General features: G+C 48.6%; 20 protein-coding genes. 10 read left to right on the forward strand and 10 right to left on the reverse strand.

Annotated features, from left to right (window positions below; translation table 11 throughout):
- Positions 1-55: 55 nt before the first annotated feature.
- Both ACPV3A_RS27440 and ACPV3A_RS27445 read left to right on the forward strand, forming a co-directional pair.
- Positions 56-1,216 carry a stalk domain-containing protein gene (locus ACPV3A_RS27440; protein WP_426202563.1) on the forward strand — a complete coding sequence of 387 codons (1,161 nt, stop codon included), beginning with the start codon at positions 56-58 and terminating at the stop codon, positions 1,214-1,216.
- A gap of 225 nt (positions 1,217-1,441) precedes the next feature.
- The gene (locus ACPV3A_RS27445; RefSeq protein WP_339295485.1) at positions 1,442-1,852 is read left to right on the forward strand and encodes a hypothetical protein; all 411 of its coding nucleotides are present in this window, start codon (positions 1,442-1,444) and stop codon (positions 1,850-1,852) included.
- Positions 1,853-2,266: 414 nt separating this feature from the next.
- Here the strand turns inward: ACPV3A_RS27445 and ACPV3A_RS27450 are convergent, their stop codons facing one another.
- From ACPV3A_RS27450 to ACPV3A_RS27460, 3 genes are all read right to left on the reverse strand, one after another.
- Entirely contained in the window at positions 2,267-3,670 is a 1,404-nt protein-coding gene (locus tag ACPV3A_RS27450) for a DUF4179 domain-containing protein (protein ID WP_426202565.1), read from the reverse strand.
- The gene (locus ACPV3A_RS27455) at positions 3,663-4,193 is read right to left on the reverse strand and encodes a sigma-70 family RNA polymerase sigma factor (RefSeq protein WP_426202567.1); all 531 of its coding nucleotides are present in this window, start codon (positions 4,191-4,193) and stop codon (positions 3,663-3,665) included. Before ACPV3A_RS27455 ends, ACPV3A_RS27450 begins: the two co-directional genes overlap by 8 nt.
- Before the next feature lie 139 nt (positions 4,194-4,332).
- Positions 4,333-4,524, reverse strand: a complete 192-nt coding sequence (locus ACPV3A_RS27460; RefSeq protein WP_071222164.1) for a hypothetical protein — start codon at positions 4,522-4,524, stop codon at positions 4,333-4,335.
- A gap of 229 nt (positions 4,525-4,753) precedes the next feature.
- Here ACPV3A_RS27460 and ACPV3A_RS27465 point away from each other — a divergent pair, with 229 nt between their 5' ends.
- The 3 genes from ACPV3A_RS27465 to ACPV3A_RS27475 all read left to right on the forward strand — a co-directional run bounded on the left by ACPV3A_RS27465 (position 4,754) and on the right by ACPV3A_RS27475 (position 6,648).
- Positions 4,754-5,473 (forward strand): MBL fold metallo-hydrolase, encoded by a 720-nt coding sequence (locus ACPV3A_RS27465; RefSeq protein ID WP_426202570.1) that lies wholly within the window; start codon positions 4,754-4,756, stop codon positions 5,471-5,473.
- Complete coding sequence (locus ACPV3A_RS27470; RefSeq protein ID WP_426202572.1) at positions 5,470-6,030, forward strand: TetR/AcrR family transcriptional regulator; 561 nt, start codon at positions 5,470-5,472, stop codon at positions 6,028-6,030. Before ACPV3A_RS27465 ends, ACPV3A_RS27470 begins: the two co-directional genes overlap by 4 nt.
- A 126-nt stretch (positions 6,031-6,156) precedes the next feature.
- Complete coding sequence (locus ACPV3A_RS27475; protein WP_071222169.1) at positions 6,157-6,648, forward strand: cytochrome c biogenesis protein CcdC; 492 nt, start codon at positions 6,157-6,159, stop codon at positions 6,646-6,648.
- 365 nt (positions 6,649-7,013) lie between these two features.
- Here the strand turns inward: ACPV3A_RS27475 and ACPV3A_RS27480 are convergent, their stop codons facing one another.
- Positions 7,014-8,027: an NADP-dependent oxidoreductase gene (locus tag ACPV3A_RS27480; RefSeq protein WP_426202574.1), complete on the reverse strand. Its 1,014-nt coding sequence runs from the start codon at positions 8,025-8,027 to the stop codon at positions 7,014-7,016.
- A gap of 124 nt (positions 8,028-8,151) precedes the next feature.
- Positions 8,152-8,412, reverse strand: a complete 261-nt coding sequence (locus ACPV3A_RS27485) for a metal-sensitive transcriptional regulator (protein ID WP_071222173.1) — start codon at positions 8,410-8,412, stop codon at positions 8,152-8,154.
- Between the two features lie 346 nt (positions 8,413-8,758).
- Between ACPV3A_RS27485 and ACPV3A_RS27490 the strand changes: the two genes are divergently transcribed.
- Positions 8,759-10,507 carry an alpha-glycosidase gene (locus ACPV3A_RS27490; protein ID WP_426202577.1) on the forward strand — a complete coding sequence of 583 codons (1,749 nt, stop codon included), beginning with the start codon at positions 8,759-8,761 and terminating at the stop codon, positions 10,505-10,507.
- A gap of 63 nt (positions 10,508-10,570) precedes the next feature.
- Here the strand turns inward: ACPV3A_RS27490 and ACPV3A_RS27495 are convergent, their stop codons facing one another.
- From ACPV3A_RS27495 to ACPV3A_RS27505, 3 genes are all read right to left on the reverse strand, one after another.
- Positions 10,571-11,446, reverse strand: coding sequence for a UbiA-like polyprenyltransferase (locus ACPV3A_RS27495; protein WP_194540725.1), 876 nt, complete (start codon positions 11,444-11,446; stop codon positions 10,571-10,573).
- Between the two features lie 12 nt (positions 11,447-11,458).
- On the reverse strand, positions 11,459-12,766 hold the full coding sequence (locus ACPV3A_RS27500) for an aspartate aminotransferase family protein (protein WP_426202579.1): 1,308 nt from the start codon (positions 12,764-12,766) through the stop codon (positions 11,459-11,461).
- A 108-nt stretch (positions 12,767-12,874) separates the two neighbouring features.
- Positions 12,875-14,854 (reverse strand): peptidase U32 family protein, encoded by a 1,980-nt coding sequence (locus ACPV3A_RS27505; protein ID WP_426202580.1) that lies wholly within the window; start codon positions 14,852-14,854, stop codon positions 12,875-12,877.
- Between the two features lie 240 nt (positions 14,855-15,094).
- Between ACPV3A_RS27505 and ACPV3A_RS27510 the strand changes: the two genes are divergently transcribed.
- The gene (locus ACPV3A_RS27510) at positions 15,095-15,679 is read left to right on the forward strand and encodes a TetR/AcrR family transcriptional regulator (RefSeq protein ID WP_194540722.1); all 585 of its coding nucleotides are present in this window, start codon (positions 15,095-15,097) and stop codon (positions 15,677-15,679) included.
- Between the two features lie 225 nt (positions 15,680-15,904).
- Positions 15,905-16,789 (forward strand): hypothetical protein, encoded by an 885-nt coding sequence (locus tag ACPV3A_RS27515; protein ID WP_426202582.1) that lies wholly within the window; start codon positions 15,905-15,907, stop codon positions 16,787-16,789.
- A gap of 192 nt (positions 16,790-16,981) precedes the next feature.
- Here ACPV3A_RS27515 and ACPV3A_RS27520 read toward each other — a convergent pair whose 3' ends face one another.
- Positions 16,982-17,332, reverse strand: coding sequence for a hypothetical protein (locus tag ACPV3A_RS27520; RefSeq protein ID WP_426202584.1), 351 nt, complete (start codon positions 17,330-17,332; stop codon positions 16,982-16,984).
- A 338-nt stretch (positions 17,333-17,670) separates the two neighbouring features.
- On the opposite strand from ACPV3A_RS27520, the gene ACPV3A_RS27525 reads away from it, so the two are divergent.
- Both ACPV3A_RS27525 and ACPV3A_RS27530 read left to right on the forward strand, forming a co-directional pair.
- Positions 17,671-18,147 carry a hypothetical protein gene (locus ACPV3A_RS27525; RefSeq protein ID WP_426202586.1) on the forward strand — a complete coding sequence of 159 codons (477 nt, stop codon included), beginning with the start codon at positions 17,671-17,673 and terminating at the stop codon, positions 18,145-18,147.
- 105 nt (positions 18,148-18,252) lie between these two features.
- Positions 18,253-18,903: a DUF4367 domain-containing protein gene (locus tag ACPV3A_RS27530; protein ID WP_426202588.1), complete on the forward strand. Its 651-nt coding sequence runs from the start codon at positions 18,253-18,255 to the stop codon at positions 18,901-18,903.
- A 588-nt stretch (positions 18,904-19,491) separates the two neighbouring features.
- Here the strand turns inward: ACPV3A_RS27530 and ACPV3A_RS27535 are convergent.
- Positions 19,492-19,603, reverse strand: a 112-nt coding sequence (locus ACPV3A_RS27535) for an IS3 family transposase (protein WP_426199875.1), incomplete at its 5' end; no start/stop codon positions are given.

Raw genomic sequence — 19,603 nt, forward strand, 5'->3', positions numbered from 1 at the left:
CGATTACCACAATTACCCCTCTATTCTATCATTCGTTGAAGGAGATGACAGCCAATTGAAGAAAAAAATAAGCCTACTGGCATTCGCTCTTCTGTTCCTGTTCGCCAGCGCGACGCAAGCCGCTCCGGCAAAGATTCAAGGGAATATCCGAGTCTACCTCGATAACCAGGAAATCAAATTTCAGGCAGCCCCTATTATGAAAAATGGAGTTACCTTCGTGCAATTCCGCCCTCTGTTTCAGGCCCTGGATTATAAAGTCAATTGGAACAGCGGAAATAAACAGGTAACGGGTACATACCTCGATCAGAAGCTGCAGATGACCATCGGGCAGAAGACCGCTTATGTCAATGGCGCAAAAACCACGCTTCAGATCGCCCCATTCACGCAAGGCGGCAACACGCTGGTTCCCCTTCGTTTCGTAGCGGAAGCCACCGGACTGCCCGTGAAGTGGGACTCCAAGTCACGTACCATCAAGATCGACCGGGAGGGTGCAATCGACAACGCCACCGACGAGGTGAAGAAGCTTTATCATACAATTGAAGAAGCTGGTAATGCCAAGAAACTGGATGCTGTCATGAGCGCCTTCCATCCAAAATCTCCTGTTTTTGCAGAAATCCAAGAAAATTATCAGAACCAATTCAAGAACGATCTGCATGTATCCGCTGACGTATGGGAAGTAACGGTAGCCGGAACGTCGATCCATGCCTACACCAGTGTGACCCTCGACCGCACCAGCGGGCCTTTTGCTTGGGATGCTACGCTCCATTACGAGAATCTCTTGAAGAAGGACGCGTCGGGAGCATGGAAAATCTATGATCTGAGCCATTACGAGACGGAATATCTAGTCGGAGATGAACTGCTGGAAGCTCATCCGGAAGTGCCGGAAGCGGAACAAAAAGCCATAGTTGCGACCATTGACACCCAGTCCAAGGGCTTCAATGATGAGAATGGTCCGCTGCTCATGTCGGTTATTCATCCGGAATCGGCCTTCCACGAGATGTTCAAAACCAGCATTGCGGAAGGCATCTTCGATGAGGTGAATTTCAACCTTAAATCAGTTGAGCTCCGAACGGTCTTCTTCCAAGGGGAAGACGCCGTCGTCTACGCTGAAGAAACCGATGATGCCGACGGTGAAATCATCCATTCGACCTCCCTTTACTGGCTCAAGAAAACCGAAGGCAAATGGCTGATCTATGATGTACTGGAGCTGGAATAGGTCATTGGCATAATGAGTTCGATTTAACCGTGAATTCCCCGGCGAGGGGAGCTCACGGTTTTCTTTTTGTACCCACCGTGTAAAGCCATACGATTGATATTCTTCCTTCCCTACCAGCGTCATGTATAGAGTTTATCGGCAAAGGTTTTACCAAGACGATGGGTCATAGTTACCGACTATTGGGTATAAGTAGATACCTTTCTCTTCGAAGGAGGCATCATCGATATGGAAACGAACTCAGCAATTGAAGTCCAATTTCACTGCCGTCAGTGTCAAGCGGATATCCGGGTTACGTTCAAATCAGAACAGTTCACCACGGTACTCTGCCCGCAGTGCGATTACAGCTATTCACTCATGAGACCAACCATTGGTGAAGAGATCCTGCTGGATTGGGAGAAAGAAGCCGTATTCCAAAAAATCCGCGCAGACCAAACCGAGCATGACAAAATGGAGCTCATGCTCCTCGTCATCAAGGTCGTCGAGCTGCTGACCTGGCGGGATGAGGGGAATGGCCATATCCGGGCCATCGAAACACTTCGTGAGTGGCTGCTGCTCAACGGAGTGCCCAAAGCTCTAATTGAACTCCTGGATGCCAAGGGACACGAAGGCAGCTCCCCTACCGCGCACAAGGAATAGCGTCATCAAGCCCTTGTTTCAAGATATAAATACATGAGAAAGGAACCGTTCTCCGGCCTTTATGGTCGGAATCGGTTCCTTTTTCTAATCCTCATTTCTGGCGCATCACTTTAAATGGAGATGCTCTCCTATTTACACATGTTGGAACTTCATTATTTAACCTTGCGTATTATCGTTAAAGAAAGGAGCTGATTGACCTCTGTTCATCAACTTTATATTAACAGTGTTAATGGGCATCGCATTCATCGCGATTGGGCTATACGCCATCCGAAATCCGCATTCATGGTGGTTTTGAAGAACCAGGGATGATATTGAACTCAGCGATTTGAGAATATGGTATCTAAAATTCGCCGGCAAAGTGGCCATCGCATTCGGCGTTGTGGTTATCCTGATGAGCTTTCAGCATCTTTAAGTTTATTGAATCGGCACCTCGAATGCCTGCTCCATGACACCAGGATAACTGCTTAACGTAAATGTCAGCGGCTGAGGGTAAACCCCGGGCTTAAGGTGAATATACTGCGTAATGAGGCTTACCTCAGAATCCGATGAGGATTGGGACGAGGCACTGAGCCCCCCTGCATCCTCGTTGATCCTATGCTTTTTCCCTTCTCCATCCACAAACTCCGGTTCAATCGACACGCTGCCCATATGCCGGTCAGCCTGTTCTTCGTATTCAACTGTCAGCGTATGCCCCGTGTACTCTCCGAATCGAAGGTCGCCGTCCGGTGAACGAATGACCTCCTTCTTATCCGTATCCACCACGAGTTTCATCTTCGAGGGGTCCACCGCCTGGAATCCGCTCGCTTTCAGCGTGATCGATTCCGGCTTCTCCAATATATTGCTGTCAAAGAAGTAAGTCATGTCTCCGCCGCCTGCACCGGGCAAAAAGGCGGAATCGCTGTTCAATCTGATCTTCTCGCCGTTAACCACGGCTTCCAAATACACATCCCATAAACCGGATACCTTCATCGTATTGCTGGATGGGATGTTTGCTTTCACGACGATACCGGCAGGAGACAACACGGCTTCTTTCAAATAGAACCGCTGACTCTCAATCTGCAGCATTTTGTTGAGCGGAATCGTGCTAATATACTTCCGGACTGTCTCCATATCAACGGATACGTTAATATCGAGCACCTGCTGGTTCTCTGCCGAGGTTTCATAAGCCGTATTTGTCGAATAGGGGGCAATCTTAAAAGATAACGTCAGTTCCTCAGGTATAGCGTGATTCTCAGCCATATGAATGTACGATCGGGAATGGAACAGCTTGTCGGAGCCGGGCTTAATCTCGTTTCCACCCGACGACCCAATACTATAAGGCAGCGGTTCGCTGGATCCCCGGCGCTTCATCTCCACACCCTTTAAATCTGCGGGATTCTCCGCACGGTTTTGGATCGTATAGAACACCTCCATCTGCTGGGAGCCTACAAGTATCCCGTTGACGGTTACCGTATAATCCCCCTTGGTCGCCGATTGATCCACCAGCTGAATCATGCCGTGTTTGTTGGCTGAATTCAGCGTAATATCTTCTCCGAAATCAAACCCGGTCAATGGCGGATACGGCCCTTGAGCCGCCATTTGCTCCTTGGGATTTACCAGCCCTTCGTTCCCGCTCCATACGACGAACAGCAGCGCAGCCGCAACGGTTATAGCCACGGCAGAAACGGTAGCCATTCGGGCCCGGCTCCGGTGCGTGCGCCGTCCTCTTCGCATCCCGCTTCGCACCGCTGCGTCCAATGCTTCATCGGATACAACCGCTGCGCTGATCTCCGCGTCCCTGTTCATCTCCTTGAGCATTCGCTCTTCCTTCTCAAACATGGAATATGGCACCTCCTGGCTCGATTTTTTGCCGCAGCAGCTTTAATCCTTGATGCAGCCGGGTTTTGACCGTACCCTCCGGAACATCGAGAATATTGGCAATATCGCTGATCGTCATGTCCTGATAGTATTTCAAAATCAGCACATGGCGGTATTTGGGCTTCATCCGGCTGAGCGCACGCTCCAGATCCAGCTTGCTGTCACTGACCATCTCGGCAGCCGTCTCCTGGCTGCGCACTTCTTCAACCGGAACCATGCGTTTTTTTCGTTTCTGCTCATCCACGCAGCAGTTAATCAGGATCCGAATGAGCCAAGGGACAAATGCCTCCGGATGCTTCAGCTTCCGGCACTTCACCCAAGCCCTGCACACCGTCTCCTGCAATATCTCCAGTGCGTCACTCTCGTTATGCAAATAACTGTACGCAATTCCATATAGGCGCCTTCGGTGCTCCGTCACGAGTGCATAGAACGCTTCCTCGTCTCCTCTGCATGCAGCAGCCGCAAGCTCATTATGATCTATCATCCGATTACCCTTCCCCTTGTCCGACCTGCCTCGCTTGTTTACATCACTGTATATAAGACTGCAAAGTGATTCAAACGGTTTTTTTATTTTTCGCACAAAAAAAGCCCGCCCGGTTAGGCAGACTTGTACGTATCTTCGATTAACTTCGTTTTCTGCGTCCTTTAAAGAAATAATGGTATCCAAGATAGCCGATGCCGCATAACAGCAGCATAAGCGCAGAAATCCAGATGACAGGAAGCAGATATGGCGTGTGCTGACTGGCTACATACAGAAGTACCGCGGAGAAGGCATACATCACCATCAGAAGTACGATGCGTTTGAAAATATCCATGTCGTCCGCCCCTTACCCTTCATCTCAATAATCTACATTTTTTTCCGTATATCTATCTTTATGGTAACGCAAAACAATGAAAATTGCACTCAAAATTTGGTAAATATATAAAAATTTTAGGGGTAAAATGAGCCTATTCATGAAAATGTTAAAATTTAGGCTTGATAAAACTAATGATATTAGTTATTATACTAACATAATTAGTTTTGAGTGAAAGGGGAATCATATTATGTTACAAACAACGATTGAGCACGTGACTCAAATTTCATTTCTTCCTCGCCTATTCCCGATAAATGTCTATCTTGTAGAAGAGAGCGACGGCATTACGCTGATTGATGCTGGTATGTCATTTTCCCAAAAGGGAATCCTGCAAGCCGCAGCCGCTATAGGCAAGCCCATCACCCGGATCGTGCTGACCCATGCCCACGGCGACCATGTCGGGGCGCTCGACGGGTTAAAGAAAGAGCTTCCGAATGCGTCGGTCTACATCTCGCGGCGTGATGCGCTGCTGTTGAAAGGAAACACGGAGCTCCAGCCTGGAGAGTTGCAAGCTCCGATTCGCGGAGATATCCCCAAGAACATAACCACCGTTCCGGACGTGCTTCTGGGTGACGGGGATTCCGTTGGTTCGCTCAAGGCGATCGCCACTCCCGGACACACGCCGGGGCATATGGCATTTCTCGATGAGCGCAGCGGTATACTGATTGCCGGCGATGCTTGGCAGACACGGGGCGGATTAGCCGTATCCGGTGTGCTCAAGCCCTGGTTTCCCTTCCCCGCCATGGCGACCTGGAGCAAGGAGCTTGCCTTGGAAAGCGCCAAAGTGCTAACCGCACGAAAGCCCGCCGTTCTGGCCGTCGGCCACGGACGGATGCTAAAGAATCCTGTCGCTGCCATGCAGAAGGCCGTTACGCATGCGGAATCTACAATTAGGAGGAATGCAAAATGAGTCCAAGACCCGGAATCGACCGGCTTCAACTGCTTCAAACCGCTGCCGATCTGGCGGATCAGGATGGACTTCATGCCGTGACCTTGGCCGCGCTTGCAGGCAAGCTGGGCGTTCGGTCCCCTTCCCTGTATAACCACGTAGACGGACTGCCGGGTCTTCATGCCGCCCTGATGCTGTATGGCCTACAGACATTGCATAACCGGCTGCTGAAGGCTGTCGCCGGCCGGTCTGGTGAAGACGCGCTGCGTTATGTATGCCTTACCTATGTCGACTTTGCCAGATCTCACCCCGGATTATACGAAGCCGCATTGCAGCCTCTCCATCCGGAACAACAGGATGCGCAGCAAGTAGGCAATCAGATTGTCGAGCTTCTGCTCCAAATCTTGGCTCCATACCAGCTCAGTGAGCAGGAGGCGCTGCATGCCGTGCGGACACTTCGCAGCCTGTGCCATGGCTTCTCATCTCTGGAACGCGGGGGTCAATTCGCTATGGATCTGAATGTAGATGAAAGCCTGGATTTCATGATCCGGATTTTCATCGATGGACTCCAACCTTAAAGACGGCCGCCGCCAAACCGCGCTGATCCTCCTGCTCCTGCCTGATTTTGCCTGGCATCAGAATGTGCTATAATCAAAAGGCAGCACATTTCATGTCATTTTATTTATGGAAAGAGGTTCTGAATTGTGGTTAATTTCGATTCCCCAATTCTTCAGATAGGCTCTACGATTGCGATGCTGGTTATGGCACTGACCGTTATTTTCATTCGGATGAAAGCGAGCAACCGCCCCGTCACCGTCAAGAAGATCATCATCCCTCCCGTCGCGATGAGCACAGGGTTTCTGATGTTCGTTGAGCCGCAGGTACGCATCCCTATATGGTGGGCGGGAATTGCCTTTCTGGTAGGCTGGTTCATCTTCTCCTATCCACTGATTCGAAGCACCAAATTCGAGAAGGTCGATGGCCAGATCTTCATGCAGAAATCGAAAAGCTTTGTTTACATTCTGCTCGGCCTGCTGGCTGTCCGGCTCCTGCTCCACGGATACATTGAGCAGCATATTTCCATCCCGCAGACCGCGGCGCTGTTCTTCATGCTGGCTTACGGCATGATTGTCCACTGGCGCATCTCGATGTATCGCCAGTATCAGCAATTTACGACACCAGGAGCGGCTATATAGCGGACGTGTTCCATCGTTAACTATATAAGTTGAACTAAACACTCTTAGCCTAAGCATCACTACGAATGCGGATTATTCTTCCGATCGCTGTTGCCCCCAGATTTCTTCGATACATTCATATCATGGTTAAAATCCGGGGGCAAAGGCGACCACTTCGTTTCTACACAATAATTCCTCCTTCTCCGTTGAAGTTCTTCTTTTCTTTAGTTCAATCTATATAGTCATTAAACTTAATAAACGCAAAAAAAGAGTGCCGATATTCACGCAAACCGGACGGATTGTACCCGTTCGGCCGTGAAGCTCCCATGTTGAGGAGTTTCACGAAGTCGTGAATCCGACACTCTTTTGTTATCTATATCAAAAGACTAACTCTGCTCCTCGCTTACCTTCACCAGCTGTTTCCCGAGATTCTGCCCGGAGAAGAGCCCCAGAAACGCCTCAATGGTCTTCTCGAAACCATCGACGATATGTTCGGCGTACTGAATGTTACCATCCCTCAGCCATTCGGCCAGCTCATGCAATGCCTCATTGTACCGACTGGCATAGTCGCCGACCAGGAAGCCCTTCATCAGTGCCGTATTGGTCAACAGCAGGCTCTGAATTCTCGGGCCCGTATCGGGCTTCTCCAGGTTATAGAGTGCGATTTGGCCGCAAATCGGGATCCGTGCATTTTTGTTGATCAGACGCAGCACCGCATCCGAAACCTCACCGCCGACATTGTCAAAATAGATGTCCACCCCATTCGGGCAAGCTTCCGCTAAAGACGATGCCAGATCTTCGGTCTGGTAATTGATCGCTGCATCAAACCCCAGCTTCTCGGTCAGGTACTTGGTTTTCTCGTCAGAACCGGCAATACCGATCACCCGGGTCCCTTTGATCTTGGCAATCTGCCCGACAATCATGCCAACCGCGCCTGCGGCACCCGATATCACTACCGTCTCGCCTTCCTTCGGCTGACTGATATCCAGCAGTCCGAAATAGGCCGTCAAACCGGTCATCCCCAGCACGCCCAAGGCGGTCGACACAGGCGCCAGATCCGGGTTGACCTTACGCAGCGTTCCTGTCCGCACGGCGGCAAAGCGCTGCCAGCCCCATGTTCCTGCAACATAATCGCCTGCCCGATAGGTCGGATCCGTCGATTCCATGACCTGCCCTACTGCGCCTCCAGCGATAACCTGTCCTACTTCGTAGGGTTTCGCATAACTCTTGGCATCGCTCATTCTGCCCCGCATATACGGATCCACCGACAAGTATACGGTCCGTACCAGGACTTCTCCGGCTTGCGGAACGGGCAAAGGCTGCTCCTCCAATATAAAATCCGACTCATCCGGCATGCCTTGCGGCCTTTTGGCTAGTATAATTTGTTCGTTTACAGACATCTGAGTACCCTCCTTTTAAAAAAACCGTCATCCTATCTTTACCCATTTTGTCCGTTTACAAATTTCCTAGCCCTAAGGCTAACCCCCTTAACAAGCGGTGCTTTCTCGTTCGGTGCCTAATCCTTTATCTGCTCTTAACGAGCAAATTAACGGCATCCTGCACAAGCTTCTCCGTATCCTCACCATTCTCTTCGGCCTTCCGTACACAATCCACCAGGTTGGAGCTGACGACAACGCCAATGGTTCGGTCGATCGCCGTACGCGAAGCGGATAGTTGGGTGATGACCTCCCTGCAGTCCTTGTTCTCCTCCATCATCTTCAAGATGCCGCGAAGCTGTCCTTCAATCCGCTTGATCCGGTTTTTCATCTGATCGTCGTATTGCATATGACCGTCCTCCTATAATACGTATCTGTCACTGTCAGGCTTGTCCTTATCCCTATATTATACAACAAATGCCCGCTCTTTCCTTGCGACCTGCACCGCCCGGCGGTATCCGCTCGAAAATCCGCACCCTGTCTCCCTCGTTGCAGGCCAGGATCAGCGACTTCGACTTGGGGCTTGAATACGCTCAGAGCGCGTGGTATATTTTTAATCAGCTAATGAATTCATAAGCAACCAGATCCAAACCTCATAATTTAAAGGCAATGTTATCTTACAAAGGTACAACCTCGGCTATTCATAGTCCTGGCTGTGCCTTTTTTTAATTTACCTATTTAAGGAGGAATTATCGATGTTCTTGGAAGCCATCTATCACCGTCCGCGCAAAAACTGGTCCTACGCTTATAACGGCACGACCATCCATCTCAGAATCCGCACCAAAAAAGACGACCTTACCGAAGTGTACGCCCTCGCAGGCGACAAGTACCTGTGGGATCAAACGATGGAATATATTCCGATGACCAAGCTGTCCTCGGATGAAATGTTCGATTATTGGGAGTGCGAGGCAACTCCTCCGTACCGCCGTTTGAAATACGGCTTCCTGCTCCAGCAGGGCGACGAGAAGCGCTGGATGACCGAATATGATTTCCTGACAGAGCCGCCGGCCAATCCGGACCGCCTGTTCGAGTACCCGTTCATCAATCCGGATGACGTTTTCCACCCGCCTGCATGGGTCAAGGACGCGATCTTCTATCAAATCTTCCCGGAACGCTTCGCGAATGGGGATACAAGCAATGACCCGGATGGCACTTTGCCTTGGGGCAGTGCCGAACCGACGCCGAAGAACTTCTTCGGCGGTGACCTTCAGGGGGTTATCGACCATCTTGACCATTTAAGCGAGCTCGGCGTCAACGCGATTTACTTTACGCCGCTGTTTACGGCAACAACAAACCATAAATACGATACTGAAGACTATATGGAAATCGATCCGCAGTTCGGCGACAAGGACACGCTGAAGAAACTGGTCGATCTATGCCACGCGCGCGGAATCCGCGTCTTGCTGGATGCGGTCTTCAATCATTCCGGCAGAACGTTTGCCCCATTCGTTGACGTGCAGAAGAACGGTTTGAACTCCAAATATAAGGATTGGTTCTACGTTCGCTCCCTGCCGCTGGAAGTGGTGGATGGCATTCCGACTTACGATACCTTTGCTTTCGAGCCGCTGATGCCAAAGCTGAACACGGAGAATCCGGAAGTCCGGGCTTACCTGCTCAAGGCTGCCGAGTACTGGATCAAGGAAACGGGCATCGACGGCTGGCGCTTGGATGTAGCCAACGAGGTGGGACACAGCTTCTGGCGCGAATTCCGTCAAGTCGTGAAAAAAGCCAACCCGGATGCTTACATCCTTGGCGAAGTGTGGCATGAATCCTCCATCTGGCTGGAAGGCGACCAGTTTGACGCCGTCATGAACTACCCGTTCACGAATGCCGTACTGGATTTCTTCATCAACCGTACCGCCGATGCCGAGAAGTTCTCGTTCATGCTCGGCAAGCAGCTTGCCGGCTATCCGAGACAAGCCAGCGAAGTGATGTTCAATCTGCTGGACAGCCATGACACCGCAAGACTGTTAACGCAGGCGAACGGCGACAAACGCCTGATGAAACTGGCCGCGATGTTCCAGTTCACGTACTTCGGCACGCCTTGCATCTATTACGGCGACGAAATCGGCATGGACGGCGGACACGATCCGGGCTGCCGCAAATGCATGGAATGGGACGAGTCCAAGCATGACAAGGACCTGTTCCATTTCTACCAAACGCTCATTAAGCTCCGCAAAGAGCATTCCGCTCTCCGCACGGGAACCTTCAAATTTTTGAAGGCCGAGAAGAACGGCGGCAAAATCGCTTACCTGCGCGAGGACGACAACGAAACGATCCTCATTGCCGTCAACAACGACAAGGCGGGCAACACGATAACCGTCCCTGTGCAGGACCAGCAATGGACGAACCTGTGGAACGGCGAAGGCCTCAGCGCGAAGCAAGGCCAGCTGACTGTGAAGCTGCCTGCTTACGGCTTTGCGATCTTGAAAGCCGGGCAATAAAATCAAACTCCCTTTGAATGCCATATGGCCCGAGTAGCGGGCCGGCAGTCGAAGGGAGTTTTTTTATCCGAGCACAAATTGGTCGGCCAAGGTAAAGAGCAGAATCGTCAAGCTAATGACCTGATTCAGGTTGTAGGAGGCAAGGTGCATCCGCCTGCGGCTGGAAGGCTTGATGATGCGATGCTCCACGGCAAGCAGTATCACCGAAACGGCAATTCCCGCCAAGTAGAGCCAGCCTAAGCCTTGGATAAAGTAAAGGGAAACCAGCAGGATGATCATAATCCCGTGCAGCATTCTGGAAATGAGCAGTCCGCCCTCTAACCCAAACGCGCGGGGAATGCTCCACAAGCCGGTGCTCCGGTCGAATTCGATATCCTGCGTGGCATAGATGATATCAAAGCCTGCAATCCACAGCATGACGACGGTACCGATGATAAACGGAATGAATGCGAATTGCCCCGTTACGGCAAACCATGCCCCGATCGGAGCCGAAGCGATCGTAAAGCCCAGATACAGATGGCACAGCCAGGTGAAGCGCTTCGTGTACGAGTACGTGCAAATCAGCACGATCGCTGCCGGAGAGAGTCCCAGGCAGAGCGGGTTCAGCATCCCCGCCGCGAGAATAAAGATGGCGAAGTTAACGGCCACAAATACGTACACCTCGCGAGGCAGCAGGAGTTTTCTTGGCATATGGCGAGTCGCCGTCCGCGGGTTAGCGGCATCAAACTTCAAATCGGCGATGCGGTTGAAGGCATTGGCTCCATTGCGTGCGGCTACCAGCGCAATCAACGACCATAGCATGACATGCCATGACGGTACGCCGTCCGCGGCCCAGATCATGGAAATGATGGCGAAGGGCAGCGAGAACAGCGTGTGGGAGAACATCACCAGTTCTCCGAACATTTTGGTCTTATGAACGACTTTATACATCATCTGCATCCGAATCCAACCTCATTCGTTTACGAATTGGGATAACCCAGCCAGCACCTTGTCCAGCGCACTGAGCATGGCCTCGATATCTTCCTCCGGAATCATCATGGCCGGCTGGAAAGCCAGCACGTTTCGGCCCACCCCATTTTTGCCGATAATAAATCCTTCTTCCTTCATGCGCTCCAGAATGATATCCGTCCATGCTGCGCTTTCCTCTTCGGTCGCTCCACGGATTTCGGCCCCCGCCATAAAGCCCTTGCCTCGGACATCGGCGATTATCTTATATCGGCCTTGCAGCTCCCCCAAACCTTCGATGAGCCGCCCGCCAACGCGCCGGGAACGCTCAACCAGGCCCTGCTGTTCGATGTAATCCAAGACGGCAAGCGCCGTGACGGATGATACCGGGTTGCCGCCAAAGGTCGAGGCGGAAGGCCGATCCAGACTGGCGGCAATCTCGTCCGTCGTGGAAAAGGCGCCGATCGGCACGCCATTGCCTAGTGCCTTGGCCATGGTAAGAATATCAGGCACGATGCCGTAATGCTCGATCGCGAACATGCGTCCCGTGCGGCCGCAGCCCGTCTGAACTTCGTCGGCAATCAGGAGAATGCCATGCTCCTCCAGCATCGTCTTCAGCTCACGGAAATACCAATCCGGCGGCACGATCATTCCCCCGTTGCCTTGGATCGGCTCCACGATCATGGCGGCGAAGGTGTCTCCCTTCGCAGCGAGCACACTCGCCAACGCATCCAGGGAACGGCGAGCGGCAGCATCCTGATCCATGGCAGGATCATAGGGACGAGGAATAAACGTAGCCACCTCCTGGTCCAGGAAATCATCGGCACGCCACATCGGGATGCCGGTCACGTTCATGGTCAGGAAGGTGCGGCCATGAAGGCCGTAATCCAGCGCCAGAAAATGGCGGCGTTTCGTGTGCAGACGGGCGACAAGCAGCGCGCCTTCATTCGCTTCGGAGCCGCTGTTTACGAAGAACGTTCGCTTTAAGTTGCCAGGCAAAACGCCGTTTGCCAACCGCTCCGCCAGATCTGCCATCGGCTGGGTAAGGTAAATGGTTGACGTATGCTGCAGCGTCTGTAGCTGTTCGATCGTTCTTGCCGTAATGGCTTCATTGCAGTGGCCGCAGGCGACAACCGACACTCCCGTAAAGAAGTCGACATACGCTTTGCCATCATGCCCGTAAAGTTTATGCATCTTGCCGCTGATGATCTGGGGCGGCTCTTTATAGAAATTGGCCGTGCAAGGGTAGCCGTATTCCCGACGCTTTGTCACGATAGCTTCCGGACCCATATACGTCTGATCTGCATGCGTCATGGATATTCACCTCTTTGAATTGTTCTCTTTTTTCCCATGTTCCGGGAAAATACGTCAAACGAATGACTTATGTCGGGTTAATCCTCATACTCCGTCTCGAAGCTTAACTCATACTTCCGTCAGCTCAAGCTGCATGGCATGGCCGAATTGGAGCGAACCCAGTGTATAACCGGCATAGATCGGTGTCATGTCTTGATACAGCCTGCCGCAGGAGTCCAGGTTCAGGGCAGCTTGACGATATATCCGCACCAGGCCGCGAAGCTGCTCCGTCGTATACGTCTTCCCTTCAATGCGGAAGTGATTCACGCCCGCTTCGTGCAGCTCCTTCAAGAACGGCATGAAGCAAAGCTCTTTTGCCAGTGCCAAGTGGTTACGCCCTGCGGCATCCCGGTATACAGGGTTCTCCCCTTTATCCGTAAGCAGTACGAGATGTCGGTTATCCACGAACCGGTTATCCTCTTCAGCTATGGGCTCAAACTCTGCCGCATTGGCGTACAGGTCATGCTCCAGATACATAACGATGGGCGATCCGTGGACGATGACCTCGAGGGGAATCTCCGGATGACGCAGCAATTTCGTCAAATCATGGAGCTGAAGCTCAAGGGACGGAATGACTCTGGATATGCCAAAATGCTTCTGATAAAACGAAGCCGCCATATGGTTGTATATATTCAGGCTGAAATCGGCAATCATCGGCAGCCCTAGAGATTGAAACTTGTGCATGGCACCGATGTTGGAGGCAAGCAGGCCATCCAGGCCATAAAACTTATGCTGTTTCCCCTCGGCGAGGAAATGATGGTACTGCTCCATATGCAGCTCATTCATCATGCGCGGCATGCCAAGAATCATTTCGGCATTCCCTTTATCCGCCGTCAAAGCTTCGATGCCCTCACGACCGAAAGGACGATCCGGCTGGAACACGTCGCCTGTCAGATAGATGACGTCCGCGCCTTCTTCTATTGCCGCTCGGGCCTGCTCCACCGAGTTGACATGCACCGTAATTTGCGGAATCGACGTGCAAGGCTGCTCCCGCTTCGCATGACGAAGCGACTCCTTCACCTGAAGCACCCGCTCCTCCTTCATCTCGCGTTCCGCGGTAGGCGTGCTGAACACCTTCCCCGAACTGTAAAACTTGCCTGTTCCTTCATAACGGCGATTGATGAACGCTAGTCCCGGCTTGCCAAAGGCATAAGCGGTCGTGAAATCGCGCTTCCGGTTTTTATGCAGCGTATCCGCCCCGTCTTCGCGGTTAAAGCCCAGCGGATCCGCAATGTAACGATCTATGGCATCTCCGTAAGAATTAACGACCATCAGCAGAAATTCGATGTCTCTCATGCGTCCTTCTATTTTAAAGCTGGTAATCCCAGACTTGATCAGCTCCGGAATATGCTCGTACATATACATATCTTTCGCCGCAAGCGGGTACTCGGTAGGATAGAGGTAGCCGTCTTTTTTCACCCGATAATCCCAGCGGCAGGGCTTCATGCATCGTCCCCGGTTGGAGCTGTTGCCGAACAGCATGGAGCTGTACAGGCAGTTAGCGCCGTGAACGGTGCACATATCACCGTGCACAAAATACTCGAACTCCATTCCGCTCCTAGTGTGCAGCACCTCCGCCGTCTTCAGGTCCATCTCCCGGGAAGCCACGATGCGGGAAACGCCCAATGCTTTGACGGCTTCAATCATCTCCAGATTGTGCACATTCATCATGACCGAGGAGTGAACCGGAATATTGGTATAGTTCATCTCCTGAATCAGAGGAAATACGGCCAGATCCTGCGCGATAATGGCATCCGGGCCAATCTCGTTCAAAAAGGCGAAATAACGCTTCGCTTCCTCCAGATCCTCCTCATCCATCAGGTTGTTCACTGTAATGTAAGCACGTTTACCGCGCTCATGGGCCAAATGGACGGCTTCTTTGACTTCCTCATAACTTAAGTTATAGCCCTTGCGCATCATGCGCATGTTCAAGGATGGTCCCCCGAAATATACGGCATCGCAGTTTGCGTCAATGACGGTTTTGAATATCTCGAATGTTCCGGCAGGAGCTAACAGTTCCACTTCTTTACCGTTAAAATAACGAGCCATCGTCCGTTCCTCCTCATCCGCAAAGTTATTTTTTTCGATTGTAACATAATTCACAATCATTATTAGTGAATTAATTCACAGAAAAAATCACAATGCGCTTCATTCTCCGAGAAGCAACTTAAGATCCGCTTCTGTTTTAATATTGACCAATCATTCATTCAATACTAAAATAAATCTCATCAAGTTCTGTAAATGATTGAAGATTGATTAGGTATTCTTTCGTGAAGGAATGAAGATTTTATGCCACGCTCACCCAGCGAGAACGAACGCATACGCCAGATGGCGAAAGAGAAAATTTTAGAAGCCGCCATGGATTTGTTTATCCATCAGGGCTACCATGCCACTTCCATTAGTGATGTAGCCAAGCAAGCCGGCATTTCCAAAGGGCTGCTCTATAACTATTTTCCAGGCAAGGAAGGACTGCTTGCCGCTATGGTCGAGGAGCGAATCGCAGGCGTTGCCGAAGTCATAGAGAATGCAGCTTCGCTCCAAGCACCCGCAGATCAGCTGAAATATATTTTGGAGCAAGCCATCGACAACGTCGATCGGCAGCCGGAAGTATTCCGTTTTTACTTGCATCTTCAAACCCAGCCCGAAGCGGATCAAGAGCTGTTTCCCTACAGCAAGCGTCTTGTGGAAGAGGCTGCACGGCAATTTGAGATTCAGTGCCGCATATTCGAAAGCCTCGGGGTTCCCGAGCCGCGCAAGCGCTCCTTGTACTTTTCTTCTACCCTGCAGGGCATCATGCTGATGATATCCACCTATCCCCAGCACTTCCCCATTGAAGAAGTGAAGGAGCAGATGCTGAAGGAGTTTTGCCCGTAACGAAAAAAGAGCCGAGGTTTACCTGTGTTTCAGGTTTCCTCGGCTCTTTGCTGTACGAAAATTGATCTTCGACTGTACATTTTCATCAGAAACGGGCATTTCACAAAATACGCAATAATACGATTGATTTTCACTTTTCAGTTCAGTACCGCAATATGTGCATGTATATGTCATCGATCTTCTGAGGGAATAAATTGAAAAAACGATCTATTGGTGGCTTTAGTGATGGCAGTAACATTTAGTTTTGGTAGTATTGCTTCGGCTAGCGAGGTTACAAACACACATTCTTCAAATGATTCTTTAAGCACTTATTCCTTTGAAAGTGCAGCGAATTCATACTTCACAGGATATGTACAGCAGAACATTAATGAAACTGCAAAAGTTAGCGGTGAAAACTATGAAAAATTGGAACGCCAATTTGAACTTAACAAAGATAATCCCCTGAGAAATTACAAGGTCAGCCAAATTGATGATTCAAACCCTCAAAACATTTCGTTCTATGTAGAATTAACCTATGATGATCTTGGTACACTTCCTCCTGTCCCCTATGAAGCTGAGTTAGTAAATGGAAGTTATAAAATTGAACCCGTTAAGAATGTAATTGTTGATATGGATCCTGAGTCGAGTGAGTATAGAAGTGTTGTTGTAGAAGATAATGTCACATATGCCTCAGATGAGCAAAATGATAACGGATCAGAAATTAGTCCTTACGCAACTTTAAGTTATTATGCTGGTGATTTCATTTATGAAAATGAGTTTAAATTTTTTAATACCGCATTGTTCGATACAACTAAGGGAAATGTCACCATTATAGGATGGCAACAAAGTAACCTTGGCGTTCCTACTGAATATGTTGTTGCCCTGAGGTATACTATTGCAACAACTGGTACCAGCGGCCAGATTATTAAGTTAGGGAATGCCGTACAAGTCCCCGGTGAATATAAAAAGGACACAGACAGGTTTACCAAAATTTATACAAGCATTACCAACGGTAAGAATAGAATTCGCAGGAAATACCTACGAATAAATACTGTCCCAAAAAAAAAAGCGAACGATCGATCTTCCTTAGGAAAATCATCGTCCGCTTTTTTTTGGGGACCTTCTGATTAACCAAATTCATTTTGTTGAACCTGATAAGGGTTAGTAACTTGGAAAACTAAAAACTGAAAGGAGCTATTAGGACATGAAGAGTAGAAAACTATTTTTAGTATCGTCTACTTCAACACCGGAAAGAGCTATTCCCCAGACACCGATGGAGGCTGAGTTAAGGGAATGATGCTTTATATAACAGATACAAACTATTTAGATGAAAAAAGCCGAGAGGAAGGATAGGATATCGCATATGTCAGGTGGCTTAATCTCATTTTTCTCGTTACCAGGAAGTGTTTGTAACTGATCTATTGCGTCCGGCTTAATTTCTTGGAAATTAATATTAAATTGTGCCCTCAGTTCACCTGCTGTAGTTTGATTTCCCTCGCTATCGATGATGATTGTATCATCACCTTGATCTGGCCCAACCCAGGCTTTCTCAACACCAGAAGTCTTAACTTCTGTAAATGTTTCATCAGGAACAAATTCTGGCGAGGCTGCAGCAAAAGCTACTGTTGCCGTAAACAAAGACACTGCCAATACACTCATAATGATTTTTTTCATTTTGATTTCTCCTTGTTGTATATTTTCTTGGCATCAATCAACCATTGCCCCTCTTTTAGGATCTCTTGCTTGTTACGGCCAAACCTATTGATAGACTTAACGAATAATATATCGCCTTCACGCAAAACACGCTTCAGGAGCTTATATTCAGGCCGGTTGAAATTTCTTCCTCAACTGTTAACCACTTTTAGGTGAATGCATAGGTACTTAATAAGAGGTTCAAAGAAAATCATAACTATCTTGTAACAAATTACGTTATTCCTATTGTCATACCAATTTAGGAGCCTGGCAAGGGTTAGTAACTAGGAAAACTAAAATTGAAAGGAGCCAATAAGACCATGAAAACTAGAAAACTATTATCAGTTCTGCTTGGTGGAGTTGTTGCAGGTGCTATTTTAGTATCGTCTACTACAACGGCTGAAAGAGCTATTGCCCAGACACCGATGGAGGCTGCAGAAGAATATTTTGATGCGCTGATAGCTAAGGATAAAGATGGAATGATGTTTTATTCGAAAGATACAAACTATTTAGATGAAAAAAGCCGGGAAGAAGGATATCGAGAGGATCTTAAAACAAATCCAACATCCAGTTATGAAATTGTTGGAAGCAAACAAATAAACAGTAATGAATTTGAGCTTTCAGTAATTTTGAACTATTCAGGCGAAGGTTACAAACAAACACCGCCACTGCCATATAAAGTTTTTAAAAGCGAAAATTCATGGAAAGTATTAGTAGAACCATTAGAAATCAACACACTGACAGGTGATGTAAAAAAAGGGACACCAATTTACAAGCGACAGTATACTGACAGTTAATGAATTGGGAACTAGTTTACAAAATCAACCATCTCATTTTAGAAAGTAGCAAGTAACAACGCTACTGTAAGTACTGGAAGAGTCTATTAAAAGGAGGATTATAAAATGAAAAGACAAGTAGCTGTTGCAGCCTTAGCTAGTGCGATTGTACTTGGTAGCGGAGGATTTGCTTACTATTCATACGCTGCCGACACTGATGGAAAAACAGTTGTTCCCGTTGTTGAGTCATCTCTAGCAACAATTCAAAACGAAGAAGCTCCGGGGCCTGAATATTCATCACCAGGCCAAGAAACTGTTGAAATAAAGCCAGAAACAACGGTAGGCCCTGGTGTTCAAGATCCCGATACGGTCGATATAGCTGATGTGCCGGTTGCGGATATACATATTCCGCTTTTAAAAGATAACGCATCCGCAACACTCAGTTCCTCGGGACTGAATCGAATAAATATTCAAGCGCTGCAAAAGGAGTATGGACTTCACCTTAGGTCCTTATTAACAACTGCAGATGGTGATGAAATTTGTATAAGCCAAGTGGATGCAAATATGGGGGTGTCAGATGCCATTGAGAGCCTGAAGAAAAGTTATTACCTTGAGACTTCTGAATTGACAGAGATTAATGGTCTGAAAGCATTGTATGTTGATGGGGAAGTCAGAAAAGTTGTACATTTGATCTCTGATGATCACCTCTTCACTATTTCAGCCAATACGGCCACGCTTGAAGAATTGATGGATATCGCAAAACAAATTCATGAATAATTTCCATTAAAAAAGCAGCTCTTGATAAGGCTGCAGGAATGCTGAAGTACGGTATGTTAGATTTCGTCATTGAACTAAGCGAAATAAATAAGACTTGCGGTATTAGACAAAGTGCACCTGTAAGAAGACAATCCTATTGTCTTCTATTTTTTTGGTTTTTTTCTAATCTTCAAACCATTATCCTCAGCAGTTTTAATAATAGGGGTTCCGCCAACATTTTAACGAAAATATACGCTAAGCGGATATAGGCTGCTGAATCATCAGCAGCCTATTAAGATCAAGATGCGTTTTTAATTACTTGCACTCGTATAGGGCTTTCCGCTGTCCATTATTTCAACAAACTATATCCACCGTCAATAACATATTCCTGAGTAAAAAAACACAAGCTTGCCAATAGTCGGCAAGCTTGTGTTTCAAATAAAATTTATGGTGCTTTTGGCATAATACCTGCTTTATCCGCAAAGCCTAGCAAAATTTTTGTGTAACATCTAGAAATCTCCGGACGGTTACTGAGTTTTATAAGCTATAGTATCATTACCATATACATCAAAATTGAACTGACCCCATAAAGTTAGACATATTATTTTATTAGGCAATTTGTTGGGCATGAGTTCGGTACTGTACCGGACTCATGCCTTTTAGTTTTGCTTTAATTCGCTTGTGATTGTAATAATCGATATATGTAGAAAGTTCTTGTTTA

This window comes from Paenibacillus sp. Dod16, assembly GCF_049893405.1.
Taxonomy (GTDB): Bacteria; Bacillota; Bacilli; order Paenibacillales; family Paenibacillaceae; genus Paenibacillus_AQ.

What these genes read in the sequence shown, in the direction of transcription:
- ACPV3A_RS27445 (WP_339295485.1), top strand. Translation starts at nt 1,442, where the DNA reads ATGGAAACGAACTCAGCAATTGAAGTCCAATTTCACTGCCGTCAGTGT.
- ACPV3A_RS27450 (WP_426202565.1), bottom strand. Translation starts at nt 3,670, where the DNA reads ATGTTTGAGAAGGAAGAGCGAATGCTCAAGGAGATGAACAGGGACGCG.
- ACPV3A_RS27455 (WP_426202567.1), bottom strand. Translation starts at nt 4,193, where the DNA reads ATGATAGATCATAATGAGCTTGCGGCTGCTGCATGCAGAGGAGACGAG.
- ACPV3A_RS27460 (WP_071222164.1), bottom strand. Translation starts at nt 4,524, where the DNA reads ATGGATATTTTCAAACGCATCGTACTTCTGATGGTGATGTATGCCTTC.
- ACPV3A_RS27465 (WP_426202570.1), top strand. Translation starts at nt 4,754, where the DNA reads ATGTTACAAACAACGATTGAGCACGTGACTCAAATTTCATTTCTTCCT.
- ACPV3A_RS27470 (WP_426202572.1), top strand. Translation starts at nt 5,470, where the DNA reads ATGAGTCCAAGACCCGGAATCGACCGGCTTCAACTGCTTCAAACCGCT.
- ACPV3A_RS27480 (WP_426202574.1), bottom strand. Translation starts at nt 8,027, where the DNA reads ATGTCTGTAAACGAACAAATTATACTAGCCAAAAGGCCGCAAGGCATG.
- ACPV3A_RS27485 (WP_071222173.1), bottom strand. Translation starts at nt 8,412, where the DNA reads ATGCAATACGACGATCAGATGAAAAACCGGATCAAGCGGATTGAAGGA.
- ACPV3A_RS27490 (WP_426202577.1), top strand. Translation starts at nt 8,759, where the DNA reads ATGTTCTTGGAAGCCATCTATCACCGTCCGCGCAAAAACTGGTCCTAC.
- ACPV3A_RS27495 (WP_194540725.1), bottom strand. Translation starts at nt 11,446, where the DNA reads ATGCAGATGATGTATAAAGTCGTTCATAAGACCAAAATGTTCGGAGAA.
- ACPV3A_RS27500 (WP_426202579.1), bottom strand. Translation starts at nt 12,766, where the DNA reads ATGACGCATGCAGATCAGACGTATATGGGTCCGGAAGCTATCGTGACA.
- ACPV3A_RS27505 (WP_426202580.1), bottom strand. Translation starts at nt 14,854, where the DNA reads ATGGCTCGTTATTTTAACGGTAAAGAAGTGGAACTGTTAGCTCCTGCC.
- ACPV3A_RS27510 (WP_194540722.1), top strand. Translation starts at nt 15,095, where the DNA reads ATGCCACGCTCACCCAGCGAGAACGAACGCATACGCCAGATGGCGAAA.
- ACPV3A_RS27515 (WP_426202582.1), top strand. Translation starts at nt 15,905, where the DNA reads ATGGCAGTAACATTTAGTTTTGGTAGTATTGCTTCGGCTAGCGAGGTT.
- ACPV3A_RS27520 (WP_426202584.1), bottom strand. Translation starts at nt 17,332, where the DNA reads ATGAAAAAAATCATTATGAGTGTATTGGCAGTGTCTTTGTTTACGGCA.
- ACPV3A_RS27525 (WP_426202586.1), top strand. Translation starts at nt 17,671, where the DNA reads ATGAAAACTAGAAAACTATTATCAGTTCTGCTTGGTGGAGTTGTTGCA.
- ACPV3A_RS27530 (WP_426202588.1), top strand. Translation starts at nt 18,253, where the DNA reads ATGAAAAGACAAGTAGCTGTTGCAGCCTTAGCTAGTGCGATTGTACTT.